This is a genomic window from Streptomyces sp. MNU76, assembly GCF_020982545.1.
Classification (GTDB): domain Bacteria; phylum Actinomycetota; class Actinomycetes; order Streptomycetales; family Streptomycetaceae; genus Streptomyces.
This window is the reverse complement of the sequence record NZ_JAJKLK010000023.1, coordinates 106,799-119,400: the sequence shown is the minus strand read 5'-3', so window position 1 is coordinate 119,400 and position 12,602 is coordinate 106,799. Positions and strand designations below refer to the sequence as shown.

Here is a 12,602-nt window from a genome sequence, read left to right as displayed (position 1 = left end):
AGGTTGCCGCCCTCTCTCGCTGCTCTGCCCGGTCAGGGCAGGTCGGACCGGACGACGATGACGGGGCAGTGCGCGTGGTGCAGGAGGGCCTGGCTGACCGAGCCCAGCAGCAGCCCCGCGAAGCCGCCCCGGCCCCGCGCCCCGACGACGACGAGCTGGGCGCTCTCGCTCGCCTCGATCAGCGCCGGACGGGCGCGGTCGTGCACCAGGCGGCGGCGGATCGTGACGTCGGGGTACCGGGGGAGGTGACCGGACAGCGCCTCGGCCAGCAGCTGCTCCTCCTCGCCGCGGAGCCGGTCCACGTCGTACAGCACGGTGGGCGGCGGGTTCCCGGGGCCGTGGTGCACACGCTCGGTCCAGGTGCTCCACGCGTGGAGAGCGAGAAGAGGCGCACCCCGTAGCGAAGCCTCGGCGAAGGCGAAGTCGACCGCCCTCTCCCCGGCGGGGGAGCCGTCGACGGCCAGCAGCACGGGGCCGGTGGGATCCGGCCGACCCCGTACGACCATGACCGGACAGTGCCCGTGAGCGGCCAGGTGCACGGCCACCGACCCCAGCAGCAGACTGTTGAACGTGCCCAGCCCCCGGCTGCCGACCACGACCAGTGCCGCCGCACGCGACTGCGCCGCCAGCACCCCTACCGGCTCACCGCCGATCACGGCGTGGGAGACGTTCACCTCCGGGGCCACAGCACGGGCCCGCTCGACCGCTTCCGCCACCGTGCGTCCGACCAGCTGGTGCAGCTCGCCCCCGGCCGGCCCCAGGGGCGACGACCCGAGCGGTGCGTGCAGGCCCGGCCAGACGAACGCGTGCACCACCCGCAGCCCGATCCCGCGGATCGATGCCGCGCCCGCCGCGGCCTCCGCTGCGGCCAGACTCGACTCCGAGCCGTCCACACCCACCACGACGGGTCCGCTCATATGTCCTCTCCCATCCCGCACAGAGCACGGCACAGCATCTCCAGACTCATGCAGGTTCCCGGCCGTCGCCACAGGCCTGGCGGCCGTCACGCATGCCGCCCGGCTCCGGTCGGCCGGTGTGACCGCGATGTCGCGGAACCAGTTCGACCAGCACCTCAGCACCCGGAGCAGTGGAATCCGGCGCCATTCCTGGGCGACACTCGGGTCGTCGGCCTGCGCAGCCTCAGTCCACAGCACGAAGACGGTCCACCGACTCCGTCGGCGGACCGTCACGCACCTTCGAGGTCAGGCTCGATGTCACAGGCTGGCTTCGTTGTTCGTGGTCCCTCGGACGGCTCCGCGGCCGACCCGCATTCATCCGGCGAGCCGTGAGGGTCGGCTGCCCTGCCGGCTGTGACGGACGCCGCCGACCTCAGGCGAGGTCCGCAGGCCGCGGGTGCCCGTCGGGCCCGAATCCACTGCTGCCGTGCGCCTGTGCGCAACCGTCGCGCATCGACCCATGGGCATCGGCCTCCGTGCGTTCTGGGCAGGGTGTCAGCGGCTTTCGGGCTTCCCGAGCTCGGGCTTCTCCAGATACTCGGGGCAGTCAGGGTTGCGGCAGGGGCCAGGGGCCCAGACAGGTACAAAGATCCCGAGGGTCTTGTGCCGCTTTTTGATGATCATGGGCAGGGGGTTCTCGCAGACCGGGCACGCAAGTACCCCTCGCGGGCCGGCCTCGTGCTCGGCTTTGCTCATTCTTTAACAATAGGGCGCTTCGGTAGCAAAGGCCATCGTCTGCCCGATTGTTCCGGCAGGCGCGGCGCGGTCAGCCCTCGTCGGAGGGATCGACGTGCCGCGGAGGTTCGGCAGTCTCATCCGGCCTTCGGTCTGCGCCCTCCTGCTGAGCATCAGGGCCGGGACGGGGCGGCGCGGGGCGCAGCAGGCTGAGTGTGACGGAGGCGGCCAGGACGACGACGATGACCGCCAGACTGACCGGTGAAGGTATTTCCGGGATGCTGGGGCTGATCATTTTGTGGGACGCCTGGAGGATGAGCTTGACGCCGATGAAGGCCAGAATGATCGCGAGGCCCTTGCTGAGGTAGTGGAAGCGGTCCAGCAGGCCCGCGAGCATGAAATACAGGGCCCGCAGGCCCAGGATGGCGAAGGCGTTGCTGGTGTAGACGATGAAGGCGTCGTCGCTGACGGCGAGGACGGCGGGCACGCTGTCGACGGCGAAGACCAGGTCGGCCGCCTCGATCGCGGCGACCACCGCGAGGAGCGGGGTGGCGACGCGTTTTCCGCCCTCTTTGACGAAGAACTTCATGCCCGCGTACTCGTCCCGGACAGGGATGATCTTGCGGAGCAGCCGCAGGGCGATGCTCCTGCTCGGGTCGAAGCTCTCCTCGTCGCCCTTGAGAAGCTTGTAGGTGCTGTAGAAGAGGACTGCTGCGAAGGCGAACAGCACCGCGGTGAAGCGGCTGACAACGGCGACCCCCAGGGACAGGAAGATCCCGCGGAAGACGAGAGCACCCATCACGCCGAAGAACAGGACCCGGTGCTGGTAGGCGCGGGGTACCTTGAAGTAGGCGAAGATCACCGCGAAGACGAAGAGGTTGTCCACCGACAGGCTCTTCTCCAGCAGCCACGCGGTGGTGTACTCGGTGCCGGCGGTCGTTCCGACCACCAGGAAGACGACGGCACCGAAAACGATCGCCAGTCCCACCCATACCCCGCTCCAGGCGGCGGCCTCCCGGAACTCGATGACATGCGCCCGCCGGTGCGCGAGCAGATCGACGGCCAACGACACGATCACGGTGACGGCGAACGTCATCCACAGCCACAGCGGCACATCATGCACGGTCGGACCCCTCACGCGAGCGACCAGGCAACCCTGATTCGAGTCTGGAACATTCGTCGACGCTTGTCTCCCCGTCGACGGTGGCACCCCGTCGACAAACGCGACGGTGAGTGACTCCCACGGCCGTCCGCTCGGGACGCGAGGGCATCGTCCGCGAAAGCTCCCGGACGGACACGGCATGCGCCGCTGCGGCTACCGAGGACGACCTGCAGCACGTCCTCACGTCGATCGCCGGGAGGGCCGAGTGCCTCAGCGGCCCGCCGCCGGCCGCTGATCTCGGTCGGGGCAGGAGCGGCCCGATCCCACCCGGCGCAGTCGGGCCCGGCGTCAACACCCTTTAAGATCCACACCTGTCGGAGTGCCAGAACAGGTCTGCGAGGAACCGAATCACCCCATGTCCGAACGGACCGCCGCACAGTTACGGCACGCCCTCGCCGACCGCAGCCGCCGCCTCGTGGACTCGGCGGCGTTCACCACCGCCGTCTTCTGCCTCATCGCGGGCAATGCCGCGCTGCTGGGCATCGAAACCTACGCCGGCATCGTGGACGAATGGCACAGCGTCCTTCACGCCGCAGAGCTTGCCTTCCTCGCCGCGTTCGCCGCCGAGATTCTGCTGCGGGCCGCCGCCCACGCCGACCGCCCCAAGGACTTCCTCCGCGATCCGTGGAACGTCTTCGACCTGCTCGTCGTCACCGCGGCCTTCCTCCCCTTCGCCCGCGAGAACGCGACTGTGCTGCGGCTGATCCGGCTGGCCAGGGTGGCACGCGCGGCGCGCTTCCTGCCCCAACTGCGGATCGTGATCGTGGCCGTCGGCAAGAGCCTGCCGGGAACCTTGAGTTTCCTGCTGGTCGGGACGCTGCTGCTGTATGTGTACGCCATGGTCGGCTGGGTGTTCTTCGCCGACGACGACCCCGAGCACTACGGCTCGCTGGGCCGCGCCGTTCTCACCCTCTTCCTGCTCATCACCCTCGACGGTCTCGGCGACGCCGTCCGCGCGGGCCTGGAAATCTCCCGCTGGACCATCCTCTACTTCGCCTCCTACGTCCTGCTCGGCTCCTTCGTTCTGGTCAACCTCCTCATCGGCGTCGTCCTCAACTCTCTCGAAGAAGCCCGCGAAGTCGAGGCACCAGCCCGGCAGTCCCAGGAACGATCCTCCACACCCGAGGCCCAGCGCCTGCACGAGCGCATAGCCACAGCCCGCCGGGCACTCGACGCTCTGGAAGCCGAACTGGCCGCCCTGGCCACACCCGCCCCCGTGAGGAGGCGGCCCCCACCGCAGCGGCCACCGCGCCCCCGCTTCGACCGGACACCGACTGAAACGTGCCGCCGCAGGCGGCTCCCCCTGCAGTGGGCTGAGAGCGGCGGCGTACTCCGGTGGGGCGGTGCCGCGGAGAATCCACACGGCAGGAATTCCGACGGCGCGTCAGGCACGAGTTCGGGACTCGCCACGAACGCGCGTCCGCTGCCAGTGGGGCTCGGTGACACCGTCCTTCTCCAGGGCGCCGACTCCGACCTCGACGACTCTGGCCGTCTGCCACTGCGGAGCGGGGTCGGAGGCCGGTGAGGACGTGTGCTTCGTCAGGTTCGGTGCCGTACGCCCCGGTCCGGACGGAGCGGAGCGATTCGAACGGCTGCTGGACGCGTGCGAGCAACTGGCCGTCGAGAAGGGCCTGGGGCAGTTGGACGCCGGGATGAATCTGGCCCGCGAGGATGCCTGTCGGCGCATGGCCGACCGCGGGTTCCGTCCCTGGCCGCAAGGCGTGACCATGCACAGGCCCAACGAACCCGGCTACAGCCGTCCGGACGCCTGGGTGATCGACGACTGGCGCTGAGTCCACCCCGCTCGGCTGGGACGGGTCAGCGGAGGCGGCGGCCCAGTTCCAGGTCTTCGGGATCGAGGGAGCGGTTTTCCTCGATCTCCCAGATCGCGTTCTGGAGGAAGCGGGCGAGGGTCCAGGACCTCGCCCGTTCGCGGTTCAGGTTCAGGACCTCCGTCATCGCGTCGAAGCGCCAGTGGACGTCGGACGGGTCGAAGCGGTTGTCGAGGGCCGGCCAGAGGTCGAAGCCGGGGTCGCCGGACAGGGGCTTGGGGTCGATGGCCAGCCAGGGGGAGCGGTCGGCGCCCAGGACGTTGTCGAAGTGCAGGTCCCAGTGGAGGAGGCGGTCACCGGGCTCGGCCATGACCTCGCGGAGCGCCGCCGCGCAGTCCGCGATCAGACGGCGGTCCGTGGGGTCCTGGATACGGGCCAGGACCGCGGGGGTGCGCTCCAGCATGTCCGTCGCGATGTCGGAGAGGCGGCGTACGGCCGGTGGGGCCGGGGTGGCGGTCAGGTGGGCCAGGAGGCGGGCGATGACTTCGACGGCCCGGTGGGTGTCCGGCTCGTGGGAGAGCATGCGGGCCGGGTCGAGGCGTTCGAGCAGCATCGTGCCCGTGTCGGGGTCGTGGTCCAGGAGCCGTACCGCCCCGTCGCCGTTCCAGACGCGCAGGGCGATCGGTTCGCCCTCGCTCTCGTCGTCGAGGATCTGGAGCTTCACCACCGCAGGGGTGCCGTCGGCCGTGCGGACCACCGGCAGGATCAGCGCGCACATGCCGTGCATGGGGCGGCCGTCGAGGCGCAGGCCCCAGCGGTCCAGGAAGTCGGCGGCCAGGCGCGGGAGGTTCGCGATGAATCTGCGGCCCGTCTCTCCGTTGATCTCTTCCTGAGTCTCGGCCAGTTCCTCCGGAACATCGATCATGCTGCCGACCCTACGCGCGCCCCCGCCCGGAGTCCTTTGGATTTCCGGCCTCCAGAGGCCCGTACACCACGGAATCCGTAGAGGACAGGGCCCGCCGGCAGGGGTTCACGGCGAACCTCAAGGGGCAGCTGCGGACCTGGCTGCCGATGAACTCCTCGATGATCGCCACCGCGCCGCTGACCGCCGGGCAGTGGGCGGAGATCGGCTGGGAGGGGCGCGAGACGCTCGGCGACATGGCGCACGCCTATATGTACGCCCAGCGCACCGCCGACGACCGGATCGCGCTCGGCGGGCGCGGGGTGCCGTACCGGTTCGGGTCGCGGACCGACAACGACGGGCGTACGCAGCCCGCGACGATCGAGGCGCTCCACGAGATCCTGGTGCGCTTCTTCCCCTCGCTGACCGGGGTGCGCGTCGAGCACGCCTGGTCGGGGGTGCTGGGGTGCCGCGCGACTGGTGCGCGACGGTCACGCTGGACCGGGCCACGGGGCTCGGCTGGGCGGGCGGTTACGTCGGCTCCGGGGTCGCCACGACCAACCTCGCGGGCCGCACCCTGCGCGACCTCGTCCGGCGGGACTCCGGGCAGGGCGGCGCCACCGAGCTGACCTCGCTGCCGTGGGTGAACCACCGGGTGCGCAAGTGGGAGCCGGAGCCGTTCCGTTGGCTGGGCGTGCAGGGGATGTACGCGACCTACCGCACCGCCGACCGACGCGAGACCGCCTCCCACAGCGGGGAGTCGTCGCGGTTGGCGCGGTGGGCGGACCGGGTGGCGGGGCGGTAGATCGCGTACCTCCCCGCTCACGATCGTCGCGTCCAGGATCACCATCAGCTGGGCGAGCGCGATGACGACGAGGGACCACCAGCGGCGGGGGTCGGGGAGCGTCTCGGTGCCCGTGACCTCGGCGGTCCCGGGGCGCCCGGGTGAGGCCGGCGAAGCCGCCGCAGATGACGGTGAGGGGTGTGGACGGGGGCGGGGCAGGGGTCGGGGCGTGGTCGGCGGGATTGTCAGTGGTGGGGTGCACGATGGGGGGATGGTGAGGGCGAGGTCGGTGGTGAAGGCGGCGCGGCGGCCGGAGGTGCGGTTGCCGGTGCTGGAGACGTACGCGGGCGGTGAGCTGGAGCCCGACGGGGACTACGACGGGCTGGAGTTCCGCGAGGAGGACTTCGTCGGGCAGGACGGCGGGGGTGCGCGGTTCATGGACTGCGCGCTGACCGGGTGCGCGCTGGACGAGACGCGACTGCACCGCGCGCGGGTGCTCGACTCCGTCCTCACGGGGATACGGGGCGTCGGGACGGATCTGTCCGAGGCGACGTTGCGGGATGTCGAGGTGGTGGAGGCTCGGCTCGGTGGGGTGCGGTTGCACGGGGCCGTGCTGGAGCGGGTGCTGGTGCGTGGGGGGAAGATCGACTTCCTGAATCTGCGGGAGGCGCGGCTCAAGGATGTCGTGTTCGAGGACTGTGTGCTGGTGGAGCCGGACTTCGGGGGTGCGCGGCTGGAGCGGGTCGCGTTTGTGGGGTGTGCCTTGCGGGGGGCGGATCTGAGTGGGGTGAGTCTGGTGGATGTGGATCTGCGGGAGGCGGCGGTGGTGGAGATCGCTCGGGGGTGGGGCGGTTGTCGGGGGCCGTGATCAGTGCGGCTCAGTTGGTGGATCTGGCGCCGGTGTTGGCGGGGAGATGGGGATTCGGGTGGAGGGTGAGGGGGTGCGGTGCGGGCGCCTGATAGCCCGGGGGTTCGGGTGCGTTGGCGGGTGCGGGTGCGTGGGGCGTCTCGCGCGGTTCCCCGCGCCCCTGAAAAGCGGGGCTCCGCCCCTGCTTTTTCGGCCCGAAAGGGCCGTGGGCCCGTCAGGGCCTGCGGCCCTTTCAGGGGCGCGGGGAACCGCGCGAGAAGCCCCACGCACCCGCAGACGAACGACGCGCCCCTTGATCCCTACGGCACCCTCGGGAACCGCGCCTGCAGCGTCCAGATCGCCGGATTCTCGGCCAGCGCGTCGTGCAGATCGCACAGGTCGGCGATGACGTCGTGGAGGAAGTCGCGGGCCTCGCGGCGGAGTTCGGCGTGGGAGAAGGTGAGCGGGGCCTCCTCCGCCGGCATCCAGTCGGCCTCGACGTCCACCCACCCGAAGCGGCGCTCGAAGAGCATGCGGTCCGTGGACTCGGTGAAGTCGAGTTCCGCGTGCTGGGGTCGGGAGGCGCGGGACCCCGCCGGGTCCTGGTCGAGCTGTTCCATGATGTCGCACAGCGCCCACGCGAAGTCCAGCACCGGCACCCATCCCCAGGCTGTGGACAGCTCCCGGTCCGCCTTGGTGTCGGCGAGGTACACATCACCGCAGAACAGGTCGTGCCGCAGCGCGTACACGTCCGCGCGCCGGTAGTCCGTCTGCGGCGGGTCCGGGAAGCGGTTGGAGAGGGCGTAGCCGATGTCGAGCACGTAGGCGATGGTGTCATGTCCTCATAGGATCGCCGACGTGTCCCGATCCGCACCGGTTGTCCCGGCCGCCGCCCTGCTCACCGTCGCGCTGGCTCTGACTCTTGCTTCGTGCACCGGGGGTGGCGGCGGGGCCGGGGCGGCCCCGGGCTCCGCCGGTCTCCGGGACCCCTACTTTCCCCGGCTCGGCAACGGCGGCTACGACGCCGGCCACTACGCCCTCACCCTCGCCTACGACCCCGAGGCGGGCGCCACGCTGCGCGGCACCGCCGTCATCACCGCACGGGCCACACGGGACCTCGCCTCCTTCAACCTCGACCTCAAGGGGCTGGACGTCGAGTCCGTCGCCGTCGACGGTGTGACGGCGCGGTGGAAGCGGGCCGGGCAGGAGCTGACCGTCACCCCCGCGGACGCCGGTCTCGACGAGGGGAAGACGTTCCGTACGACCGTGCGCTACTCAGGCGCCCCGGAGACGCTCACCGATCCCGACGGCTCCCGCGAGGGCTGGCTGCCCACCGCCGACGGCGCCCTCGCGCTCGGCGAGCCGGCGGGCTCGATGACCTGGTTCCCCGGCAACCACCACCCCTCCGACAAGGCCGCCTACGACCTCACGGTCACCGTCCCCGAGGGCCTGCACGCCGTCTCCAACGGGGAGTTGCGGCGCGAGTCCACCGAGGACGGCCGTACGACCTTCTCCTGGCGCACCGCCGAACCGATGGCGAGCTATGTGGCCACGCTGGCGATCGGCACGTACGAGATCCGGCGCTCGACGGCGGGCGGGGGAGAAGGAGAGGGCTCGGGGCGGCTTCCCGTGTACGTCGCCGTCGATCCCTCCCAGGCCGAGGACAGCCGTGCCGTGCTCGGGCGGATTCCCGAGGTCGTCGCATGGGCGGAGAGGTACTTCGGTCCGTATCCCTTCTCCTCGACCGGGGCGATCGTCGACAGGCCGGAGGACTCGGCGTACGCGCTGGAGACCCAGAACCGGCCCGTCTTTCCCGGTGCCCCCGACCTCCCCCTCCTGGTCCATGAACTGGCCCACCAGTGGTACGGCGACTCCGTCACCCCGAAGAGCTGGCGGGACATGTGGCTCAACGAGGGGTTCGCGACGTACGCCGAGTGGCTGTGGGAAGAGGACCACGGCGGTGACAGCGCCCAGGAGGTCTTCGACGCGCTGTACGAGGGCGACCACTTCCCGGACGCCGCCTCGAACGAGGCCGTCTGGGACTTCCCGCCCGCGCGCCCGCCGAGCGCCGCCCGGATCTCCGACAGCCCGGTGTACGAACGCGGCGCCATGGTCCTGCACCAGGTCCGCGAGGCCGTCGGCGACGACGCCTTCTTCGAGTTGATCCGGGGCTGGGCGGCCGCGCACCGCCACGGCAACGCGGACACGGCCGACTTCACGGCGTATGCGGAGAAGTTCGCGGAGGAGGCGGCGCCGGGCGCGGATCTGACGCCGGTCTGGGACGACTGGCTGTACGGCGACGGAAAGCCTCCGCTGGCTTGATCCCATCGCCGTGACCGTGCGTCGGATTTCGCGTGATCCGATTCCGCCGAGGTCAGGCGGGACCGCGGTGAGAGCTGGAGGATTCCCGTCCGTTTCTATGCCGCGTATTCGTGGCGGAATTGCTTCACTCGCGATGTGCGGTGGGCAGGCCGAAAATCGATGGCGTGATCGATGGGGCAACTTGTTGTTGCGTGCACGGAATCTGGTGGAAACAATTTTTCGTGAGGCTTGCGTGTGCTCTCCTGTGCTGGCTCTGGGTGAAGGTGAGGTATGGAGACGCTCCGCATATCCGGTGACGAGAAACGTGCGCTGATCTCGCTCATGGGGGACGAATCGCACCGTTCCTTGAAGCTCGGCACCTTGGGTCCCGAGGGGACCAGCAGTGAGTACGTGGCCCGGCTGATGACACGATTATTCGGTGACCGAGGACGCTTCGGAATAGTTCTTGAAGAGACCTTCGAGCACTGCATGGACGCGCTCACCGAGGGGCGTATCGATCTCGCGCTGGTGCCGCACGCCTACGCCGGTATCAACGCCTTCTACATGAATCCGCTGCTGGAGCCGTCGATCGTGTTCCGTGGGAGTACACCGGAATACGGATTGGCCGCGCGGTCCGACTTCGCCTTTCGTGAGGAACTGCTCTTCACCGACACCGTGGTGACCCATCCGGCCCCCATTCCGCTGCTGGAGTACTACTTCGACCGGCCCGTGAAGCTGGTCACGACGACCTCCACGAGCCAGGCGGCCGGCCAGGTGGCCGACGGTCTCTACAACATCGCCATCACCAATGAACAGGCGGCGAGACAGCACAATCTCAAGTTCGTCTACCGGTTCTCACCGATCCCCATGACGTGGACCGTCTTCTCGAAAAGAATCGAAAAGGAAGGACCGCGATGACCACGCACGTGTATGAGCGCCCCTATTTTCCCGACTCCGCCGTGGTGTTCCACGACAACGGGATCCGGATGGAGTCCTACCGGCGCGGCGACACGGAGGTGCTGGTGTCGTACCTCCCGCCCGGTGCCGTCGTGGCACCCCACTCCCACAGGGAAGCCCAGGTGGGGATGGTCGTCAGGGGTGAACTCTCCATGACGGTCGGCGGGGTGACCAGGCTGATGCGGGCCGAGAAGGACGTGTACATCGCCCCCTCCCATGTCGAGCACTCCGCGGTGAACCCGACCTCGGAGGAGACCGTCGCGCTCGACATCAAACGCTACAAACCGGGGGAGAACTACACCGCGCCGAGCGAGTACTTCCTCGGGCCGATCGAGTCGCGCAAGTTCGTCGGAATGGACGTCACGTTCTTTCTGGAGAACTGGATCGAGTTGATGATCGCCGACATTCCGGGCGGCGGTGAGATGCCGTACCACAAGCACTCCCACGAACAGATCGGGGTCTGCCTGGAAGGCCGCTACGACATGACGGTGGAGGAGACGACCCACGAACTCGTCTTCGGCGCCACCTACTTCTGCGAGAGCCAGGAGGGGCATGGTGCCGCGAATCCGCACGAGGGTGTGGCGCGCTCCCTGAACATCTTCATTCCGCCCCGGTACCACCGGGTCCCCAAGTAGACGGACGGCAGAGGAGATCGGTGGCGCGCGTAGCGATCGTGCTGGGGGCCGGCAGCGGTATCGGACGGGCGACCGCGCTGCGGCTGTTGTCCGGGGGCTGTACGACGGTCCTCAGCGCCCGCGGCCGGGACGCGCTGGAGAAGGTGGCGCGAGAATCCGGCGTCGAACGGAACACCTATGTCGTTCCGGGTGACATCACCTCGCCGAAATTCCGTGCCGAACTCGTGGAGAAGGTGGAACAACGATTCGGCCGGATCGATGTCCTGGTCAACAACGGGCCCGGCCCGGCACCCGGCCCGTTCGACGGGATGCGGGTGAACGACGACGTATGTGCCGCGATGCATCAGAAACTCGTGCCGTATCTGGATCTCATCGGATCCGTCGCGCCCGTGATGACGAGAAACGAATTCGGCAGGATCATCAATGTCGTCGGCAACATCGGAAGGGAACCCCTGCCGGGCATGTTCCTCTCCGGTCTGGTCAACGCGGCCATGGCGAACGCCGGGAAATATCTGGCGAGCCAGTACGCCGCGCACAACATCACGGTGAACTGCGTGCACCCCGGGACCATCCGGACCCCGCGCTACGACCAGGCCGTCCGGCACCTGAGCCGGGACGGCGGTCTCCCGGAGCCCGAGGTCGAGGACCGTCTCGTACGGGCGGTCCCCATGAACCGGCCGGGACAGGCCGACGAGGTCGCGGCCCTCATCGGATTCCTGGCCTCCGATGAGGCGTCCTACATCACCGGCCAGCAGATCTCGGCCGACGGCGGCCAGTTGAAGAGTGTGTGAGGAGGGACCGAGTCTTGTTCGAGGACAAAGTCGTCGTGGTCACCGGTGCCGCGTCGGGGATCGGGAAGCGGACGGCGGTGGAGTTCGCCCGGCAGGGCGCCACGGTCGTCGTGGCGGACGTCGACGGGACGAACGGACCCGAGGTCGTCGCCAAGCTGACCAGCGACGGGCACCGCGCGGTCTTCGTCCGGGCGGACCTGACCGCCGAGGCGGACTGCGAGCACCTGATCGGCGTCGCCGCGGAGCGGACCGGCCGGGTGGACGTCCTGGTCAACAACGTCGGCATCGAGATATCCACCCCGATCCACGAGATGCCGGTGTCCGAGTGGGACCGGCTGTTCGACACCAATCTGAAGAGCATGTTCCTGTGCTCCAAGTACGCGCTGCGCCCGATGATGGCGGCGCAGAGCGGGGCGATCGTGAACGTCTGCTCGGTCAGCGGGCTGGTGGCCTGGCCCGGTATCGCCGCGTACAACACCACCAAGGGCGGCGTGCTGATGCTCACGAAGTCCCTGGCCGTCGAGTACGCGAGCCACGGCATCCGGGCCAACTGTGTCTGTCCCAGCATCATCGACACCCCCATGACGGACGCGTCCATCGGTCACGACGCCACCGTCAAGGAGGCGAAGGCGAAGCTGAATCCGGTCGGCCGTCTGGGCACGCCCGAGGACGTCGCGAACGCGATCCTCTTCCTCGCCTCGGACCGGTCGTCCTTCATCACCGGCGCCGCGCTCACCGTGGACGGCGGCTACACGGCCGTCTGAGCGGGCCGCGGGAAGCGCCACAGGGAAGCAGATGAGCAACAGCGAGTGAGTATGAGC

Annotated in this window: 10 protein-coding genes and 4 pseudogenes; 9 read left to right on the top strand and 5 right to left on the bottom strand. The window is 69.2% G+C overall.

All coding sequences use genetic code 11. The features are described 5' to 3' along the window. Nucleotides 1-32: 32 nt before the first annotated feature. Both E4N62_RS37925 and E4N62_RS37920 read right to left on the bottom strand, forming a co-directional pair. Nucleotides 33-917, bottom strand: coding sequence for a universal stress protein (locus tag E4N62_RS37925; RefSeq protein WP_230221922.1), 885 nt, complete (start codon nt 915-917; stop codon nt 33-35). A gap of 805 nt (nt 918-1,722) precedes the next feature. After that, nucleotides 1,723-2,754 carry a TerC family protein gene (locus tag E4N62_RS37920; RefSeq protein WP_230221920.1) on the bottom strand — a complete coding sequence of 344 codons (1,032 nt, stop codon included), beginning with the start codon at nt 2,752-2,754 and terminating at the stop codon, nt 1,723-1,725. Nucleotides 2,755-3,148: 394 nt separating this feature from the next. On the opposite strand from E4N62_RS37920, the pseudogene E4N62_RS37915 reads away from it, so the two are divergent. After that, nucleotides 3,149-3,881 (top strand): annotated as a pseudogene (locus E4N62_RS37915) (ion transporter); the annotation flags it as partial. 441 nt (nt 3,882-4,322) lie between these two features. Continuing rightward, nucleotides 4,323-4,586 (top strand): hypothetical protein, encoded by a 264-nt coding sequence (locus tag E4N62_RS37910; protein ID WP_230221918.1) that lies wholly within the window; start codon nt 4,323-4,325, stop codon nt 4,584-4,586. A 25-nt stretch (nt 4,587-4,611) separates the two neighbouring features. On the opposite strand, the gene E4N62_RS37905 is transcribed toward E4N62_RS37910, so the two are convergent. Continuing rightward, a complete protein-coding gene (locus E4N62_RS37905) occupies nt 4,612-5,490 on the bottom strand; it encodes an aminoglycoside phosphotransferase family protein (protein ID WP_230221916.1) in 879 nt (292 codons plus the stop codon). A gap of 101 nt (nt 5,491-5,591) precedes the next feature. Here E4N62_RS37905 and E4N62_RS37900 point away from each other — a divergent pair. Then, nucleotides 5,592-6,271, top strand: a pseudogene (locus E4N62_RS37900) (NAD(P)/FAD-dependent oxidoreductase); the annotation flags it as partial. A 15-nt stretch (nt 6,272-6,286) separates the two neighbouring features. Here E4N62_RS37900 and E4N62_RS37895 read toward each other — a convergent pair. After that, nucleotides 6,287-6,469 (bottom strand): annotated as a pseudogene (locus E4N62_RS37895) (MFS transporter); the annotation flags it as partial. Between the two features lie 52 nt (nt 6,470-6,521). Between E4N62_RS37895 and E4N62_RS37890 the strand changes: the two are divergent. Further along, nucleotides 6,522-7,185: pseudogene (locus E4N62_RS37890) on the top strand (pentapeptide repeat-containing protein); the annotation flags it as partial. Nucleotides 7,186-7,417: 232 nt separating this feature from the next. Here the strand turns inward: E4N62_RS37890 and E4N62_RS37885 are convergent. Further along, the gene (locus tag E4N62_RS37885; RefSeq protein WP_230221913.1) at nt 7,418-7,918 is read right to left on the bottom strand and encodes a hypothetical protein; all 501 of its coding nucleotides are present in this window, start codon (nt 7,916-7,918) and stop codon (nt 7,418-7,420) included. 7 nt (nt 7,919-7,925) lie between these two features. Between E4N62_RS37885 and E4N62_RS37880 the strand changes: the two genes are divergently transcribed. From E4N62_RS37880 to E4N62_RS37860, 5 genes are all read left to right on the top strand, one after another. Further along, nucleotides 7,926-9,419: a M1 family metallopeptidase gene (locus E4N62_RS37880; protein ID WP_268270275.1), complete on the top strand. Its 1,494-nt coding sequence runs from the start codon at nt 7,926-7,928 to the stop codon at nt 9,417-9,419. Nucleotides 9,420-9,689: 270 nt separating this feature from the next. Next, complete coding sequence (locus E4N62_RS37875) at nt 9,690-10,316, top strand: prephenate dehydratase domain-containing protein (RefSeq protein WP_230221909.1); 627 nt, start codon at nt 9,690-9,692, stop codon at nt 10,314-10,316. Further along, entirely contained in the window at nt 10,313-10,990 is a 678-nt protein-coding gene (locus tag E4N62_RS37870) for a cupin domain-containing protein (protein WP_230221907.1), read from the top strand. The genes E4N62_RS37875 and E4N62_RS37870 overlap by 4 nt, the downstream gene beginning before the upstream one ends. Nucleotides 10,991-11,010: 20 nt before the next feature. After that, nucleotides 11,011-11,781, top strand: a complete 771-nt coding sequence (locus tag E4N62_RS37865; RefSeq protein WP_230221905.1) for an SDR family oxidoreductase — start codon at nt 11,011-11,013, stop codon at nt 11,779-11,781. A gap of 14 nt (nt 11,782-11,795) precedes the next feature. After that, complete coding sequence (locus E4N62_RS37860) at nt 11,796-12,545, top strand: SDR family NAD(P)-dependent oxidoreductase (RefSeq protein WP_230221903.1); 750 nt, start codon at nt 11,796-11,798, stop codon at nt 12,543-12,545. Nucleotides 12,546-12,602 lie beyond the last annotated feature (57 nt).